The 18,623-nt window shown below is 36.0% G+C and carries 16 protein-coding genes and 1 tRNA gene; 15 read left to right on the top strand and 2 right to left on the bottom strand.

Annotated elements, in window-relative coordinates:
* Both yihA and AB8B65_RS02000 read right to left on the bottom strand, forming a co-directional pair.
* Positions 1 to 588: ribosome biogenesis GTP-binding protein YihA/YsxC (gene yihA / locus AB8B65_RS02005; RefSeq protein ID WP_405299127.1), on the bottom strand; the 588-nt coding region annotated here is incomplete at its 3' end.
* Between the two features lie 11 nt (positions 589 to 599).
* Positions 600 to 1,364 (bottom strand): alpha/beta fold hydrolase, encoded by a 765-nt coding sequence (locus tag AB8B65_RS02000; RefSeq protein WP_405299126.1) that lies wholly within the window; start codon positions 1,362 to 1,364, stop codon positions 600 to 602.
* 283 nt (positions 1,365 to 1,647) lie between these two features.
* On the opposite strand from AB8B65_RS02000, the gene mraZ reads away from it, so the two are divergent.
* The 15 genes from mraZ (at position 1,648) to AB8B65_RS01925 (ending at position 18,242) form a co-directional block, all read left to right on the top strand.
* Positions 1,648 to 2,115 (top strand): division/cell wall cluster transcriptional repressor MraZ, encoded by a 468-nt coding sequence (mraZ, locus tag AB8B65_RS01995; protein WP_405299125.1) that lies wholly within the window; start codon positions 1,648 to 1,650, stop codon positions 2,113 to 2,115.
* Positions 2,102 to 2,998 carry a 16S rRNA (cytosine(1402)-N(4))-methyltransferase RsmH gene (rsmH, locus tag AB8B65_RS01990; protein ID WP_405299124.1) on the top strand — a complete coding sequence of 299 codons (897 nt, stop codon included), beginning with the start codon at positions 2,102 to 2,104 and terminating at the stop codon, positions 2,996 to 2,998. Before mraZ ends, rsmH begins: the two co-directional genes overlap by 14 nt.
* Before the next feature lie 2 nt (positions 2,999 to 3,000).
* Positions 3,001 to 3,321, top strand: a complete 321-nt coding sequence (locus AB8B65_RS01985) for an FtsL-like putative cell division protein (RefSeq protein ID WP_405299123.1) — start codon at positions 3,001 to 3,003, stop codon at positions 3,319 to 3,321.
* A 6-nt stretch (positions 3,322 to 3,327) separates the two neighbouring features.
* A complete protein-coding gene (locus AB8B65_RS01980) occupies positions 3,328 to 5,337 on the top strand; it encodes a penicillin-binding protein (RefSeq protein ID WP_405299122.1) in 2,010 nt (669 codons plus the stop codon).
* Positions 5,334 to 6,797: a UDP-N-acetylmuramoyl-L-alanyl-D-glutamate--2,6-diaminopimelate ligase gene (locus tag AB8B65_RS01975; protein WP_405299121.1), complete on the top strand. Its 1,464-nt coding sequence runs from the start codon at positions 5,334 to 5,336 to the stop codon at positions 6,795 to 6,797. Before AB8B65_RS01980 ends, AB8B65_RS01975 begins: the two co-directional genes overlap by 4 nt.
* Positions 6,798 to 6,828: 31 nt before the next feature.
* Complete coding sequence (mraY, locus tag AB8B65_RS01970) at positions 6,829 to 8,064, top strand: phospho-N-acetylmuramoyl-pentapeptide-transferase (protein WP_405299120.1); 1,236 nt, start codon at positions 6,829 to 6,831, stop codon at positions 8,062 to 8,064.
* A gap of 132 nt (positions 8,065 to 8,196) precedes the next feature.
* Positions 8,197 to 9,537 carry a UDP-N-acetylmuramoyl-L-alanine--D-glutamate ligase gene (murD, locus tag AB8B65_RS01965; RefSeq protein ID WP_405299119.1) on the top strand — a complete coding sequence of 447 codons (1,341 nt, stop codon included), beginning with the start codon at positions 8,197 to 8,199 and terminating at the stop codon, positions 9,535 to 9,537.
* A 115-nt stretch (positions 9,538 to 9,652) separates the two neighbouring features.
* Positions 9,653 to 10,855 (top strand): FtsW/RodA/SpoVE family cell cycle protein, encoded by a 1,203-nt coding sequence (locus AB8B65_RS01960; protein WP_405299118.1) that lies wholly within the window; start codon positions 9,653 to 9,655, stop codon positions 10,853 to 10,855.
* A 196-nt stretch (positions 10,856 to 11,051) separates the two neighbouring features.
* Positions 11,052 to 12,158: an undecaprenyldiphospho-muramoylpentapeptide beta-N-acetylglucosaminyltransferase gene (gene murG, locus AB8B65_RS01955; RefSeq protein ID WP_405299117.1), complete on the top strand. Its 1,107-nt coding sequence runs from the start codon at positions 11,052 to 11,054 to the stop codon at positions 12,156 to 12,158.
* A gap of 9 nt (positions 12,159 to 12,167) precedes the next feature.
* Positions 12,168 to 13,514, top strand: coding sequence for a UDP-N-acetylmuramate--L-alanine ligase (murC, locus tag AB8B65_RS01950; RefSeq protein ID WP_405299116.1), 1,347 nt, complete (start codon positions 12,168 to 12,170; stop codon positions 13,512 to 13,514).
* A 2-nt stretch (positions 13,515 to 13,516) separates the two neighbouring features.
* Positions 13,517 to 14,230, top strand: coding sequence for a cell division protein FtsQ/DivIB (locus AB8B65_RS01945; protein WP_405299115.1), 714 nt, complete (start codon positions 13,517 to 13,519; stop codon positions 14,228 to 14,230).
* Positions 14,231 to 14,236: 6 nt separating this feature from the next.
* Entirely contained in the window at positions 14,237 to 15,595 is a 1,359-nt protein-coding gene (gene ftsA, locus AB8B65_RS01940; protein ID WP_405299114.1) for a cell division protein FtsA, read from the top strand.
* 22 nt (positions 15,596 to 15,617) lie between these two features.
* The gene (ftsZ, locus tag AB8B65_RS01935; protein WP_405299113.1) at positions 15,618 to 17,561 is read left to right on the top strand and encodes a cell division protein FtsZ; all 1,944 of its coding nucleotides are present in this window, start codon (positions 15,618 to 15,620) and stop codon (positions 17,559 to 17,561) included.
* A gap of 99 nt (positions 17,562 to 17,660) precedes the next feature.
* Positions 17,661 to 18,110, top strand: a complete 450-nt coding sequence (locus tag AB8B65_RS01930; protein WP_405299112.1) for a GatB/YqeY domain-containing protein — start codon at positions 17,661 to 17,663, stop codon at positions 18,108 to 18,110.
* Positions 18,111 to 18,168: 58 nt separating this feature from the next.
* A tRNA-Arg gene (locus AB8B65_RS01925) sits at positions 18,169 to 18,242 on the top strand.
* The last annotated feature ends 381 nt before the right edge of the window (positions 18,243 to 18,623 follow it).

Here is an 18,623-nt window from a genome sequence, read left to right as displayed (position 1 = left end):
ATTAATCTGTCCAATAAAATTCAACACTTCATCACGTCCCATAGCTTTCGAAGAAGACGTCACAAAATACTGCGGCATTTCTTCCCAAACATCTTCCAATAACTTTGCTTCATAATTTGCAATGTGCTTGTCAATTTGTGAAGGACGTAGCTTATCTACTTTAGTAAAAATAATGCAAAACGGAATCTGATTTTCGCCCAACCATTGCATAAATTCCAAATCTACTTTTTGTGGATCGTGACGAATATCAACCAACACAAAACCGCAAACCAATTGTGTGCGTTTTCTAAAATATTCGGTAATAAACTTTTGAAAAACCTTCTTAGCACTTTTAGAAACGCGTGCATATCCGTAACCAGGTAAATCGACCAAAAACCATTCGTTATTAATCTTAAAATGATTAATCAACTGTGTTTTTCCGGGTCTTCCAGAAGTTTTAGCCAAACTCTTTCGTTGTGTCAACATATTAATCAATGAAGACTTTCCAACATTAGAACGACCAATAAAAGCGTATTCCGGAATCGGATTTTTAGGGCATTTGGCAACATCCGAGTTGCTCATTACGAATTCGGCAGATTTTATCTTCATAAAAAAGTAGCTTAAAAATTACGTTTGGTCAGCCAGTTTTGTAAACATTCATTGAACTCTTGTGGATGTTCCATCATAGGCGCATGTCCACACTTATCAATCCAGTATAAATCTGAATCTGGAAGTAATTCGTGAAATTCATCTGCAACATTTGGTGGCGTAACCGTATCATTCTTTCCCCAAATAATTCCTGTAGGAATGTTCATTTTAGGTAAATCTTTTCCCATATTATGGCGAATAGCACTTTTGGCAATTGCCAAAGTTTTAATCAGTTTACTACGATTATTTACAGTGGCAAAAACTTCATCTACAATCTCTTTCGTTGCTATAGCAGGATCGTAAAAAACATCTTCACTTTTCTTCTTAATAAATTCATAATCACCACGTTTCGGGTATCCATCGCCCATAGCGCTTTCATACAATCCAGAACTTCCGGTAATCACCAAACCTTGTACCAATTCAGGATACAATTTAGTTGTCAACAATCCAATATGTCCACCAAGTGAGTTCCCGAGTAAAATTACCTTATCGAGTTCTTTATGTTTAATAAAATCGCGGACATACTTCGCAAAATTCTTCACGGTTGTCTTTAAAAGTGGCTTTGTGTAAATAGGCAACTCAGGAATTAAAATCTTATATCCTTTCGTTGAAAAATTTTCGGTAACGGCTTCAAAATTACTCAAACCGCCCATTAAGCCATGTAAAATAACGATAGGCGTTCCTTCTCCTGATTCGAGATAATTGAATTTACCTTCCTGTTTAAAGCTTTCTTTCATTAATGGCTATCAGTTTTTTAACAAGAGACAAATATAGTCATTTCGAAATTATAAAAATGCTTTTTTTTAAATGTCTCAAAAAATATCAAAACTGCACAAAAATATTGACAAAAACGAGTGTAATGTTTTTAAAATCCCACTTTCAAAGAATTGATTTATAGCGTATTTACGGGCTTTTTAGTTGAAAAGTGGAAAAACTTATCAACAAAGTGGTAAAATGTGGTAAAATGTGGTAATTTTTTCAATATATTTGAATCTTATAATAGGTAAACCATATTCTCACGTGATAAACTTAATCGGGACATACGAATGTAAAGTAGACGCCAAAGGGCGAATGCTTGTTCCTGCTGATTTAAAAAAGCAGTTGTCTCCGGTATTACAAGAAGGTTTTGTGATAAAAGAAGGTTTGTTTGGTTCATGTTTAGAATTGCATCCGATGAGCGAATGGAATTTAATGACGCAGAAACTAAATAAATTGAATCGTTTTAAAAAGAAAAATGTCGATTTCATTCGAAGATTTAATAAAGGTGTTCGAATGGTGGAAATCGATGCTGCAGGAAGATTGTTGATTCCAAGAGACTTAGTCGGTTTTGCAGGAATCAAAAAAGAAATTGTGCTTTCGTCCGCAATCAACATTATAGAAATTTGGGACAAAGAACACTACAATGCAGCTACAGACGATTCGGATATCGACATGGGAGATTTGGCAGAAGAAGTAATGGGAAATGACGATGGAGATGGAATATCATAATCCAGTATTACTAAAAGAAACGGTTGACGGACTCAACATCAAAGAAGATGGTGTGTATGTAGATGTAACTTTTGGCGGTGGCGGACATTCAAAAGAAATTTTGAGCCGATTAGGAGAAAAAGGGAAATTATATGCGTTTGATCAAGATCAAGATGCGCTTGACAATGCATTGGACGATCCGCGATTTACGCTGATCAGTCAAAATTTTAGACATCTAAAAAAGTTCTTACGCTTTTATGGAATTAAAAAAGTAGATGGGATTCTTGGTGATTTTGGTGTTTCGTCACATCAGTTCGATGTAGCTGAACGTGGTTTTTCTTTACGCTTTGCAGCAGATTTGGACATGCGAATGGATCAAGAAGGAGAAATTTCAGCATACAATGTTGTTAACGAGTATTCAGAGAAAGACTTGCAATCAGTGTTGTTTCAATATGGAGAAATTAGAAATGCAAAAGCAGTTGCTGCACAAATAATAGCAGTCAGAGAAGAACAACCGATCAAAACAACCGAAGAATTACGAATTGCGTTAAAGCGATTTTTACCAAATCATAAAGAACATAAAATATTGGCGCAAATCTATCAAGCAATACGAATAGAAGTAAACCAAGAAATAGAAGTCTTAAAAGAATTTCTATTGCAAACGCAAGAACTCTTAGAAGAAGGCGGAAGAATTAGTTTGATCAGTTACCATTCACTCGAAGACCGATTGGTAAAACGATTTATTCGAAGTGGTTTATTTGAAGGCGAACCCGAAAAAGATTTCTACGGTAGAGTAGAAGTGCCATTCAAAAAAGTTGGAAAACTAATGATTCCATCTAACGAAGAAATAAAAATAAATAACAGAGCGCGCAGTGCAAAACTAAGAATAGCAGAACGACTGTAACAATGAAGAAGCAAAATATATATGACATACTAAAAGGGAAGTTCCTTATAAATGACGACGCCATCAAAAATTGGCGCTTTATCGTTTTTGCTTCGTTTTTAGCATTAATAATGATTGCGAGTTCGCATTGGGCAGATGAAAAAGTGCACAAAATAGCAAAGCTGAATGATGAAGTAAAACAGCTGAAAAGTCAATTTGTAGACTCAAGGACAGCATTGCAAGGGCTACGAATGGAATCGCACATAACCGAAGAAGTTGCTAAAATTGGATTGGCACCATCTAAAAATCCGCCAAAAAAAATTAGAGTAAAGTCACAAGAATAACAAGCAATGTCAGTAACCGAAAAAAACATATTAAATCGTTTATATTTTGTCGCAGGAGGTATGTTTCTCTTCGCGATAGCGGTAGTGGTGCAATTGGTGAATGTGCAATTTGTTGAAGGTGACAAATACAAAGCAATGGCGGAAGAAAGTACACTCCGTAACGCCACTATTGAGCCAAGTCGCGGAAATGTATATGCCGACGATGGAAGCTTACTCGCAACTTCAGTGGCTAAATATGATATCTTTTTTGATACAAAAACAGTCAATGCAAAAGTGTTCACAGATAATGTAAAAGCTTTATCAGATTCATTATCAAAATTGCTAGGAAAATCTTCTTCGTATCACGAAAACAGAATCACCAAAGCGCGTACAAACAAAGCACAGTTTTTTCCGATCACAAAAAATGTAAGTTACTCAGAATACATTCGTATCAAAAAATTTCCAATCTTCAAATTGGGCGCTTACAAAGGTGGATTTATCAGCCAATCAAAAACAGTACGCGAATATCCAATCGGAGAAATTGCAAAACGTACCATTGGATCTGAGAAAAAAAATAAAGATGGAAACTATGTAAAAGTAGGTTTAGAAGGTGCTTTTGGGAAACATTTGCGTGGAAAAGAAGGAAGCCGTGTAGAGCAAAAAATAGCAAAAGGACAATGGAAGCCTGTTTCAAATGAGAATGATTTAGAGCCGCAAGATGGTTTCGATATCATATCTACAATAAATGTCAACATTCAAGACATTGCACATCACGCCTTATTAGAGCAATTAGAAAAATACAAAGCCGACCACGGTTGTGTCGTAGTTATGGAAGTTGCTACAGGAGAAATAAAAGCCATTTCAAACCTAGGTAGAAATAGCAGAGGTGTATACTCTGAACGCATAAAAAATTATGCGATAGGAGAACAACACGAACCAGGTTCAACTTTCAAACTCATGTCTATAGTAGCTGCGTTGGAAGACAAAGTAATTGATAGCGATTATCTCGTAAATACAGGAGATGGAAGACTCACGTTTTATGGTAAATCTGTGGTAGACTCTAACCGACGTGGATATGGAACTATTACAGCATCTAAAGCGTTTGAAGTCTCTTCAAATGTCGGAATCGTAAAAATTATTGATGATTTCTATGGGAAAAATCCAAAGAAATTTGTGGACAGACTCTACAGTATGAATCTAAACAACACATTAGATTTGCCTATTACTGGAGAAGGAATACCAATTGTGCCACATCCAAATGATAAAAATTGGAGCGGAATCTCACTACAATGGATGGCGTATGGTTACGGAGTAGAATTAACTCCATTACAAATACTCGCTTTCTATAATGCTATTGCAAACAATGGAGAATTGGTGCGACCACAATTTGTAAAAGCAGTTCGTGAAAACTGGTATGCAGAAGCACAAAAAATTGAAAAAGAAATCATCAATCCGTCAATATGTTCCAAAGAAACGGTTGCAAAAGTGAAAAAAATGATGCAAAACGTAGTGGAGAAAAAACACGGAACTGGAAACGGTTTGTATTCGCCAAACTTCTCCATGGCTGGAAAAACAGGGACTTGCCAAAAAAACTATGGCGGCAAACGCAGCGAATTAAAATACATTTCAAGCTTTGCAGGATTCTTTCCTGTTGAAGAACCAAAATACTCGTGCATAGTCGTCATTCATGAACCTGTTCAAGAAATCGGATACTACGGAGCCGATGTATCTGGTCCAGTATTCAAAAAAATTGCACACAAAATATATAGAGACACACCAATTTTTGATCAAGTTGAAGATATTGATGTGGTTGACACTGCTGTAGAACGTAACTATGAGGACTATCATCAAAAGGCATTAAAATACAAAACAATCATACCAAATGTAGTGGGAATGCCCGCAATGGATGCTATTCCATTACTAGAAAACTTGGGATTACGAGTAGAAATAAAAGGAAGCGGAAAAGTGACTAAACAATCACTAGAAGCAGGTTTAAAAATAGGAACAGAAAAACGAATTGTACTAGAGCTATCGTGAAAAAACTAAAAGACATACTATATAAAGTTCAAATTGAAGCGGTCACAGGTGATACAAACATTACTGTGCGCGAATTGGTCTTTGATTCACGAAAAGTGCAATTAAACGATGTCTTTGTTGCAATAAAAGGATATGAGTTTGATGGACATAGTTATATTGATGCTGCCATAAAATCGGGCGCTATTGCTGTAATTTGTGATGAAATTCCTGAAAAAATTGTCAACGGAGTTACCTACATTCAAGTTGATAATGGAAGTAGCGCATTGGCAATTATGGCGTCAAATTTCTATGGAAATCCTTCTGAAAATTTAAAGCTAATCGGAGTTACGGGAACCAACGGAAAAACTACGATTGCTACCTTATTATATCAACTCTTTAAAAAAGCAGGTTACAAAGTTGGACTACTTTCTACAGTGAAAGTTTTGGTAGATGAAACAGAATACAAAGCAACGCATACAACACCAGATTCATTAACCATCAATAATTATTTGGAAAAAATGAATCATGAAGGTGTAGAATACTGTTTTATGGAAGTTTCTTCACACGGAATTCATCAAAAAAGAACAGCTGGTTTGGTGTTTCAAGGTGGAATTTTCACAAATCTCACACATGATCATTTAGACTATCACGATACGTTTGCCGAATACAGAGATGTAAAAAAGAACTTCTTTGACGAATTGCCAAAAGAAGCATTCTGTTTGGTAAATATTGACGACAAAAATGGCTTGGTAATGATGCAAAATACCAAAGCCAAAAAACATACCTACGCGCTAAAAACCTATGCTGACTATCGTGCGCAAATCTTGGAAAACAGATTGGCAGGATTACTCTTAAAAATAAATGACAACGAAGTTTGGACAAAACTCATTGGAAATTTCAACGCGTACAATCTCTTGTCTATTTACGCTACGGCGGAATTATTAGGCCTGGAAGAAATTGAAATATTACGATTAATGAGTGAACTCGAAAGTGTAAGTGGTCGCTTCGAATATTTCATCTCAAAAAATAAAGTAACAACCATTGTGGATTATGCGCATACGCCAGATGCTTTAAAAAATGTATTGCAAACCATCAATAGTATTCGCACAGGAAACGAACAATTAATTACGGTAGTTGGTTGTGGTGGCGATCGTGATGTAACCAAACGTCCAAAAATGGGCAATATCGCGTCTGAACTTAGTACAAAAGCAATATTCACATCAGACAATCCACGAAGCGAAGATCCGATGGAAATCATTGAAGCTATTGAAAAAGGAGTAGCACCGCAAAACTATAAAAAAACACTGTCCATTACTGATAGAAAACAAGCCATAAAAACGGCATGTCAAATGGCAAATGAAAACGATATCATTCTTATTGCGGGAAAAGGACATGAAGCCTATCAAGAAGTAAACGGAAAACGAAGCAATTTTGACGATTACAAAATTGCCAAAGAAATACTAGACAATCTCAACGAATAACGAATTATAAAAGCGCGTAACAACAAACAATATGTTATACTATTTATTTGAATATCTCGAAAATCAATACCAGTTTCCAGGAGCATCCTTATTTGGGTTTTTGAGTTTCAGGGCAGCAATGGCAGTGATTTTTTCGTTGTTGATTTCTATGATTTTCGGAAAAAAAATCATCAATTACTTACGTTCAAAGCAAATTGGAGAAACGGTGCGCGACTTAGGATTGGCGGGACAAAAAGAAAAAGCAGGAACACCAACAATGGGAGGAATCATCATCATTTTGGCAACCTTAGTTCCTGTATTGTTATTTGCTAAACTAGAAAACATATACATCATTCTGCTTATAGTTACCACCATTTGGATGGGAATTATTGGTTTCATAGATGATTACATCAAAAAATTTAAAAACGACAAAAAAGGACTCAAAGGAAAATTTAAAATACTAGGGCAATTAGGCCTAGGAATCATTGTTGGAGCAACTTTATTCTTCAATCAAGATGTAACTATTCGTGAAGAATTACCTGCCAGTCAACAGCAAGAACTCGTAATGAATAACAATGCGCCCGCGGAAAAATTCGGTGCAGAAAAACGGTCTATGAAAACGACGATTCCGTTTGTAAAAAACAACGAATTCGACTATGCAAAACTTATTACGTGGATCAATCCAGATTATGCGAAATACGCATGGTTGATATTCATTCCAATTGTGATATTCATCATCATGGCAGTTTCTAACGGAGCAAACCTAACAGATGGAATTGACGGACTCGCCGCAGGAACTTCGGTCATTATCGTACTTACATTAGGAATATTTGCATGGATTTCTGGGAACCTAATCTTCTCCGAATATCTCAATGTCATGTACATCCCAAGAGCTGGAGAAATCACCATTTACATTGCCGCCTTTGTAGGAGCATTAATTGGATTTTTATGGTACAATACCTATCCAGCGCAAGTATTTATGGGAGATACGGGAAGTTTAACCATTGGTGGAATCATTGCGGTTATTGCGATTGCAATTCGTAAAGAATGGCTGATTCCGATCCTTTGCGGAATTTTCTTAGCGGAAAATCTATCCGTCGTCATGCAAGTGAGTTATTTCAAATACACGCGGAAGAAATTTGGAGAAGGAAGAAGAATATTCAAAATGTCACCATTGCATCATCACTATCAAAAACTAGGATATCACGAAAGTAAAATTGTAACCAGATTCTGGATTATCGGAATCTTGCTAGCGATTCTAACAATAGTAACATTGAAGCTTAGGTAAAAAAGTATTGAGTTGTGAGAAGTGAGTATTGAGTGAAACCAAATCGACGAAAGTCAAATCAATAAAAATAAAAAATAAGGTTACGAGTAAGAAAACCGGCAACAAACAACTAGTAACTAACAACTATAAACAGTGCAAAAACAACGATTGGTCATATTAGGAGCAGGAGAAAGTGGTGTAGGAACAGCAATTCTGGGAAAGAAGCAAGGATATGATGTATTTGTTTCAGATAAATCAGTTGTAAAAGAACATTACAAAAACGTTCTGAATCAGTTTCAAATTGAATGGGAAGAGCAGCAGCATACGAAAGCAAAACTTTTCAATGCTGATGTTGTAATGAAAAGCCCAGGAATTCCAGATACAATTCCTTTAGTAAAAGAATTAAAAGTAAAAGGAATTGCGGTGATTTCTGAAATCGAATTTGCAGTACAATTCACAAATGCAACGATTGTAGGAATTACAGGAAGTAATGGGAAAACAACAACAACAATGTTAACGCATCATGTGTTAAAACAAGGTGAATTAAATGTTGGAGTTGCGGGAAATATGGGAGACAGTTTTGCAAAGCAAGTTGCAGCGCAATCGTATGATACGTATGTGTTGGAATTAAGCAGTTTCCAATTAGATGGAATCATTGACTTTAAGCCGCACATTGCGATCATTACCAACATTACGCCTGATCATTTAGATCGATATGATTACAAGTTTGAAAACTATATCGCTTCAAAATTTAGAATTGCGATGAATCAAACAGAAAGCGATTTCCTCATTTACGATGCAGATGATGAAGTTGTTGTAGAAGGACTAAAAACACACAAAGTAAAATCGACATTAATACCATTTTCACTCACAAAAAAGCTAGAAAATGGAGCTTATATAAAAGACAAAAACATAATACTAACGATACAAAATAAGACAATAACTATGCCTACGGATTCCCTAGCACTAGAAGGACAACACAACGTAAAAAACGCAATGGCAGCTTCTGCAGTAGCACAACTATTAAACATCAGAAAACAAACCATACGCGAAAGTATGTCAGGATTTCAAGGTGTTGAACATCGTTTGGAAAAAGTATTAAAAATCCAAAATGTTCAATACATCAACGATTCTAAAGCAACCAATATCAACGCAACATATTATGCGTTAGAAAGCATGACAACGCAAACCGTTTGGATTGTTGGAGGTGTTGACAAAGGAAACGATTACGCAGACTTATTGCCGTTAGTACACGAAAAAGTAAAAGCAATTGTGTGTTTAGGAGTTGATAACTCAAAAATCATAGAATCATTTGGTAGAGTTGCCGATTTAATGGTAGAAACGACTTCTATGGATGAAGCCGTGAAAATGGCACACAAAATTGCTGAAAAAGGAGATAATGTATTGTTGTCACCAGCATGTGCGAGTTTCGATTTATTCGAAAACTATGAAGAAAGAGGAAAGCAATTCAAAGCCGCAGTACGAAACTTATAATGTTGAAATTATAAATCATAAATGCTAAATGTAAAATTTATTTTTTTAGACAACAGACAACAGACAACAGACAACAGACAACAGACAACAGACAACAGACAACAAACAATAAAAAATGAACACCATCTTTAAAAACATAAAAGGAGATAGAGCGCTTTGGGCAGTGGTTGCCTTGCTAGCGCTATTCTCGTTTTTACCTGTATACAGCGCAAGTAGTAATACGGCGTATGTTTACGGAGATGGAGATACTTTGAAATACTTGGTAAAACATGCATCACACCTATTCTTAGGATTTGCCATTATTTATGGAGTGCACAGAATGCCATATCGCTATTTTAGAGGATTGTCGCTCATTATGTTGCCAATAGTATTGTTCTTTCTTATCTACACGTTGGCGCAAGGAACAACAATTGGAGGTGCCAATGCAAGTCGTTGGATGCGTGTTCCTTTGGTTGGAATTAAGTTTCAAACATCCACATTGGCGAGTGTTGTGTTAATGATTTATGTGGCGCGATATCTATCAAAAATAAAAGAAAAAGTAGTCACCTTCAAAGAAAGCATATTGCCACTTTGGGTGCCTGTTTTTTTAGTAGTTGGATTGATATTACCAGCAAACTTTTCAACCACAGCAATCATTTTTTCAATGGTGCTAATGTTGTGCTTTTTGGGAGGTTATCCGTGGAGACATCTCTTAATGGTTGTAGGTTCGGGAATTGTTGGATTGTTATTATTCATTGTCATTGGAAGAGCTATTCCAGGACCGATACAAGTAAAAATACAAACTTGGGAAAATCGTGTTTCCAACTATTGGAGCGGAGATAAACAAGAAGAAAGCAAAGGGAATTATCAAATAGAACGTGCAAAAATCGCTATTGCAAGTGGTGGAGTTGTTGGAGTTGGTTCAGGAAAAAGTAAAATGAAAAACTTACTGCCACAAAGTGCATCCGATTTTATCTATGCAATTATTGTAGAAGAATATGGATTAATAGGAGGTTTGTCGTTGCTCTTCTTATACCTATTACTACTATTTCGGATTGTCATAGTTGCACACAAGGCAGATACAATATTTGGAAAACTACTCGCTATTGGCGTCGGATTACCAATCGTATTTCAGGCGTTAATAAACATGGCAGTTGCGGTAGAATTATTTCCGGTAACGGGACAAACCTTGCCATTAATAAGTAGTGGAGGAACGTCCATTTGGATGACATGTTTAGCTATTGGAATTGTATTAAGCGTAAGCAAAAAACGAGAAGAACTCTTAGAGAAAAAAGAAAAAGACGAGAATCCGTTAGCGGTTTTGAGTGAAGCAATCTGATTTAATAAGTTTTGAGTATTGAGATGCTAGTATTGAGCGTGTTTCAAATGAAATTTAGCTAACAAAGAACGAATTGATAAATTAATAATTCGTGAATTCGTGACAAAAAAACATTAGAGTAGACAATAAGTAATTCAAGGAGTCAGCAAAAGACAAATAAACAAATTGACAAACAAACAAATCGACAAAAAGATACATGAGTAAACAAAAGCAATCATACAAAATCATCTTATCAGGTGGCGGAACAGGCGGACATATCTATCCTGCGATTGCGATTGCGAACGAATTAAAGAAACGCTATCCAACATCAGAATTTCTATTTGTAGGCGCAAAAGACCGAATGGAAATGGAAAAAGTGCCACAAGCAGGTTACAAAATTGAAGGTTTATGGATTTCAGGGTTGCAACGAAAACTGACATTAAAAAACATGATGTTTCCATTCAAGCTCATCAGTAGTTTGATGAAGTCGAGAAAAATTGTCAAAAAATTCAAGCCAGATGTAGTTATTGGTACAGGCGGATTTGCAAGTGGACCATTGCTAAAAATTGCTTCAGGAAGAAAAGTGCCTTCGTTAATACAAGAGCAGAATTCGTATGCAGGGAAAACAAACAAATGGTTGGCAAAGCAAGTGCAAAAAATCTGTGTGGCGTATGACAATATGGAACGCTTCTTTCCGAACGAAAAAATTATAAAAACAGGAAATCCTGTACGACAAGATTTATTAGAAATAACAAGTAAAAGAACAGCCGCAAAAACATTCTTTCAGCTAAAAGAAGATGCAAAAACCGTATTAATCATTGGTGGAAGTTTGGGCGCAAGAAGAATCAATCAGTTGATAGAAAAAGAATTGGATTTCTTCAAAGATCAAAACGTACAACTGATCTGGCAATGCGGAAAATTCTATTACGAAAACTATAAAAAACACAATGAATTGGCGCATGTGCAAGTACATCAATTTGTAAATAAAATGGATTTGGCGTATGCTGCGGCAGATGTTGTCATTTCACGCGCAGGCGCAAGTTCTGTATCGGAATTATGTATAGTAGGGAAACCTGTAATCTTTATTCCGTCGCCAAATGTAGCAGAAGATCATCAAACAAAAAATGCATTGGCAATTACCGAGAAAGATGCAGGGATTTTGATTAGAGAAAGTGAATTAGATGCACAATTTGAAACACAGTTTACAGAACTCATTCAATCAGAAGAAAAGCAATACGATTTAGGAAAAAAAATAAAAGAATTAGCATTACCTGACGCGACATTGAGAATCGTTGATGAAGTAGAAAAATTATTGAATAAATAGGAAAAGAGGTTGAATTTAAAAAACATACATAACGTTTATTTTGTAGGCATTGGCGGAATCGGCATGTCTGCTTTGGCGCGTTATTTTAAATTCAATAACAAAAACGTAGCGGGTTACGACAAAACGAAAACCGAAATCACGAATGGTTTAGAAACACTCGGAATTAAAGTTTCCACGAATGATGCTGTTGCAGAAATTCCAGCGGAATATCTGAACAAAGAAAATACAATCATCATTTATACGCCAGCTGTTCCAAATTCGCATGCAGAATTAATTTATTTCCGTGAAAACGGTTTCAGTATATACAAAAGAGCGGAAGTACTTGGTTTAATTACAAAAGATACATTCTGTTTAGGAGTTGCCGGAACACACGGAAAAACTACCACATCTAGTATTTTAGGGCATCTATTGGCAGAATCTGGAACAGATGTAACGGCTTTTTTAGGCGGAATTGCAGAAAACTATAACTCCAATTTAATCCTAAAAGGAAACGAAATTACGGTAGTAGAAGCAGACGAATTTGATCGTTCGTTTTTACAGCTTTCGCCAGATATTGCGTGCATCACATCAACCGATGCCGATCATTTAGACATCTATGGCAAAAAAGAAGCGTTGTTAGATTCGTTTGTCGAATTTACCAAATGCATCAAACCAAACGGAAAACTATTCGTACAAGAAGACATTGAGTTGGATGGAATCAAATATGGATTCAAAGAAACATCCGACTATCACATAAAAAACATTCACATACAAAATGGTGCGTATGTGTTTGAAATTGTAACACCAACAAAAATCATTGAAGACGTACAATTTTTTATTCCCGGACGACACAACTTATTAAACGGTCTAGTAGCTTTCGCGATGGCGGACATCATAGGAACCCCAACCGACCGCCTCGCCAAAGCTTTGGGGACATTTGCAGGAGTACAGCGCCGATTTTCATATCAAATAAAAACAGATGATTTTGTGTTTATTGATGATTATGCGCATCATCCAACAGAAATAAATGCCTTGCATCAAGCGGTACGAGAAATGTATCCAGGAAAAAAAGTAACGGCAATATTTCAACCACATTTATTCAGCAGAACAAAAGATTTTGCAGATGAATTTGCAGAAAGTCTAGCGCAGTTTGATGAAATTATTCTCTTAGAGATCTATCCCGCAAGGGAAAAACCAATTGCAGGAATTACCTCAAGCTGGTTGTTGAGTAAAATAAAAAATGACCAAAAACAATTGGTTGCAAAAGAAAATTTAATCGCTCATATTTCAAGTATTTCAACAGATGTTTTAATAACTGTTGGCGCGGGAGATATTGGCGCAGAAGTAGTAAAAATTAAAAAAATGTTCACGACGTGAAAATGAATTGGAATCTCATAAAAGGAATTGCAATTGTCGCAATATTAATCTTTCTATATGCCTTTTCGGCGAATAGAAATGCAACGCGTGTCATTGAAAATCCGGACATAAAATTCCTCGAAAGAGAAGGAAATTTCATTACGCGTGCCATGGTTAATAAATTGTTAATACAAAATACGGATTCGGTTACGAGCGTACGAAAAGAACACCTAGATTTGGATGTTCTAGAGGAGCGTTTACGTGCGAATGAAATGATTCAAGATGCAGAAGTGTATCTATCTGTAAATGGGACTCTTGGTGCAAAAATTAAACAGCGAACACCAATTGCGCGTGTTGCAACAAAAGACTCTTATTACATCGATTCTGAAGGGAAAGCTATGCCTTTGTCTACAGTTTCTGCTGCTCACGTTCCATTTGTGGAAGGAAAAGTAGATAAAAAAGAGTTGCAAAATATATATGTACTGGCAACATATATTGTTAAAGATGACTTCTTAAAAAAGAATGTGATCTCCATTGTACAAAATGAAAATAAAACATTCAATCTAAAATTAAGAACGAATGATTTTGTTGTGCTATTTGGCAACATTAAAAATATAGAGAAGAAGGTGAATAATTTGAAAGCGTTTTATAAAAAAGCAACCAAAGACAAAACGTTGAACGATTATGCAAAAGTTGATTTAAAATTTACCAATCAGGTAGTGTGCACCAAAAAATAAGTAAGGATGGAAAACAATAACATCGCAGTAGGATTAGACATAGGAACCACAAAAATTGTGGCAATGATTGGGCGAAGAAATGAATACGGTAAGCTCGAAATTCTTGGGGTAGGAAAATCCAAGAGTCTCGGTGTGCATCGTGGTGTCGTAAATAATATTACACAAACGATTCAATCCATACAACAAGCAGTGCAAGGTGCAGAAACAGATTCTTCTGATTATAAGATAACGGAAGTTGTGGTTGGAATTGCTGGGCAACATATTCGTAGTTTGCAACACAGCGATTACATTACACGTGCCAATGCCGACGAAGTAATTGATGAAGCTGATATTGATTTGTTAATCAATCAAGTATATAAATTAGTAATGCTTCCTGGAGAAGAAATTATTCATGTGCTTCCGCAAGAATTCAAAGTAGATGGGCAAGCTGAAATAAAAGAACCCATAGGAATGTATGGTGGACGACTAGAAGCAAATTTCCATGTAGTTGTGGGACAAGTTTCTTCTATTAGAAATATTGGTCGTTGTGTAAAAAGTTCAGGATTGGATTTAGCAGGAATTACGTTAGAACCGTTAGCATCTGCAAATGCAGTATTGAGTCAGGAAGAAAAAGAAGCAGGAGTTGCTTTAATTGATATTGGAGGTGGAACAACAGATTTGGCCATTTTTAAAGACGGAATCATTCGCCATACGGCCGTAATTCCATTTGGTGGAAATGTCATCACAGAAGATATCAAAGAAGGCTGTTCCATCATAGAAAAACAAGCAGAATTACTCAAAATAAAATTTGGATCTGCTTGGCCAGGAGAAAATAAGGATAACGAAATTGTGTCTATTCCTGGATTACGAGGAAGAGAACCCAAAGAGATTACATTAAAGAATCTCTCAAAAATAATTCATGCACGTGTTGTTGAAATCGTAGAACAAGCGTACTTAGAAATTAAGAATTACGGACATGAAGAACAAAAGAAAAAACTAATTGCAGGAATTGTGTTAACAGGTGGTGGAAGCCAGTTGAATCACTTAAAACAATTGGTGGAATACATTACCGGAATGGATACCCGAATTGGATATCCAAACGAACATCTAGCAGGCGATTCGGATGCAGAAATGGCAAGTCCGTTATACGCAACCGCTGTTGGATTGGTAATGAACGCAGTTGAAAACCAATCAAAAGTTGTTGTTGAAGAAGAAGTTGTGGAATCACCTACAGAAGCAATTTCAGAAGCTGAATCAGCATTCGAAAACAACGAAGAACATACCCAAAAGAGTGCTCCAATACAATCGGAACCAAAAAAAGAACGAAAATCGATCTTTGAAAAATGGGCCGATAAGTTGAAAGATTTTTTAGATAACGCAGAATAATAAAAAACCAGTTTTAAGAATTATGAGTAGCAACACAGAATTCGGAAACATTTCATTTGATTTACCAAAGAATCAATCAAATGTAATAAAAGTGATCGGTGTAGGCGGTGGCGGAAGTAACGCTATCAACCACATGTTCCAGCAAGGAATAAAAGGCGTAGACTTTGTGATTTGTAATACAGATTCACAAGCACTACAAAACAGTCCAGTGCCTAATAAAATACAATTAGGAGTTTCGTTAACGGAAGGACTTGGTGCAGGCGCCAACCCAGATGTTGGGGAAAAAGCAGCTTTGGAAAGTATTGAAGATATTGGGATGATGCTCGATACTAATACAAAAATGGTATTTATCACTGCCGGAATGGGCGGTGGAACAGGAACAGGAGCTGCACCAGTAATTGCAAAATTAGCCAAAGATAAAGATATACTTACCGTAGGTATTGTAACAATTCCTTTTAAGTTTGAAGGTAGAATGCGTAATACGCAAGCACGTGTTGGAGTTGAAAAACTGCGTTCGCATGTAGATTCGTTGATTGTAATTAACAACGACAAACTAAGAGAAGTTTACGGAAACTTAGGATTTAAAGCAGGATTCTCTAAAGCAGATGAAGTACTTTCTACAGCTTCTAGAGGAATTGCAGAAGTAATAACGCATCACTACACGCAAAATATTGATTTGCGCGATGCAAAAACTGTATTATCTAATAGTGGAACAGCCATCATGGGATCTTCTAATGCTTCAGGTGCAAATCGTGCCAGTGAAGCCATTATGAAAGCCTTAGATTCTCCACTATTAAATGATAATAAAATTGAAGGAGCTAAAAACGTACTGTTGCTTATTGTTTCTGGTTCAGAAGAAATTACGATTGACGAAATAGGAGAAATTAACGATCACATTCAAACGGAAGCTGGTGGTAGTGCAAACATCATTATGGGTGTTGGAGAAGATGAAACGTTGGAAGATGCTATTTCTGTAACTATTATTGCCACAGGTTTTGATGTAGATCAACAGGACGAAATCGTGAATACGGAATCTAAAAAAGTAATTCACACCTTAGAGGACGATCAGCCTGCGGTTCAAAATTTAACTCCAAAATCGACTTCAGTTGTAACGCCGACAATTCCGCAACAGTCAGTAGTGGATATTCCACCAAAAAAGGCGGAAGTAATTCGTCATACGTTGGTTGATGATTCGGCTACGCTTAATTTAATTCCAACAACGGAACTTATCAAAAATATGTCTGTTGTATATGAAGAAGTAAAAGCAACCAAACTCGAAGAAGATTTTATTATTACCACGTTGACCGACGAAATTAAGTCTATGGAGGTAAATGAACCCGAATTTGTGGTAGGTGATCTAAAAGAAGATGCGGAAGATCAAATTTCGATTACTTTTGACATGCCTTTAGTGAATTCTGTAACTGAAGAAACCCCAAAGCAAGAAGAAAATATTGTAAAGTTTGATTTATCTGCTCCAGACGAGGTAAATGCTATTGAAGTAAACGATCATGTGGAAGTAATTCCTGTGACAGAAGTTCATGACAAAGGCGTTACGCGTTACAGTTTAGATGACTATATGGAGGAAGAATCAACTTCTGAAAAAAATAGTTCTCAAGCGGCCGAAGATGGTATAGTTTTTGAAAAGAAAATAGTGGAAACTCCGATTGAAGAAACTCCAGTTGCTGAAAGTACAGATCCAGTACATAGCACTATTGAAGAGAGTTTAAAAAGTAGAACGGACGAACGAAAAAGAAAGTTAAAAGAATTTAATTATAAATTCAATAACAATAATGTCAATCGTATTGAAGAAATTGAGAAACAGCCAGCTTATAAAAGGGCAGGTATTGAGCTTAACGAAGGTAAAACGACTGACAATACTACTTCCCGAACCAGTTTAGGTACGGATAGTAATGATGATATGCAATTGAGAAATAACAATTCTTTCTTGCACGACAACGTTGACTAATTAGATTTAGTACTATTATATATGTTTTTTAGACCCGGGAATTGCTGTTCTATTTCCGGGTTTAATTTTTTATCTTCACAGCATCAAAATACATACATCATGGGATTACAACAAGATATAATGACGGCTATGAAAACGGCGATGAAAGCCAAAGATCAAACTGCTTTAAGAGCTTTGCGTGCCGTAAAATCAGAAATATTATTAGCAAAAACTAGTGGAGCGGATGCAGATTTGTCGGAAGAAGATGAAATCAAGTTATTACAAAAACTAGTGAAGCAACGTAAAGATAGCGCTGCAATTTATTTAGAGCAAGACAGAAAAGATTTGGCACTTCCTGAAATTGATGAAGCAGAAGTCATTAGTCAATTCTTACCTGAAGCTTTAAGCGAAGAAGAAGTTGAAAAAGTAGTTGTGATGACTATTGATGCTATTGGTGCTACTGGAATGAAAGACATGGGGAAAGTGATGGGAATCGTTTCTAAAGAATTGGCTGGTCGGGCTGATGGAAAAACCATTTCTACCATTGTAAAGGCAAAATTGTCAAATTAATTACGAAATAATTATAAATTCTTAAACATAAAGATTCCCGTTTTTACGGGAATGAATTGGCTACGTAGCTCAGCTGAATAGAGCACTGGATTTCGGCTCCAGCGGTCACAGGTTTGAATCCTGTCGTGGTCACAGGAGCGGACAAATTAACATTTTTGTTTTTTTGTCCGTTTTTATTTTTAATAAAACTTATTGAAAGTGAGCGAGTTAGTTCAAATACTGAATTTGCTCTAGTGGTTTGAACTATATCATTTTTTCGATCATACGTGATTCCATCGGGGAACATGAGTTTTTGAAACTTTTGTTTTTCGTTATAATTTCCTAATCTCCAAATATTGTGTAAGTTACAAAGTAATTCGAGTGAATTATCAATGTAATTTTCAAGGTTCGAACTATCTAAACTGTTTTTTTGAATTTCTTGTTCGATTCCTTCTTTTTCATCCTTGTACTTCTTTGCATATTTTTGATATAAACTGCCATCTATTTCTCCGATTACAAAGCGTTCTTCGATCT

It is taken from the genome of Kordia sp., assembly GCF_045105435.1.
Lineage (GTDB): Bacteria > Bacteroidota > Bacteroidia > Flavobacteriales > Flavobacteriaceae > Kordia.
The sequence above is the reverse complement of the archived record's forward strand: the minus strand, read 5'-3'. Positions and strand labels throughout refer to the sequence as shown.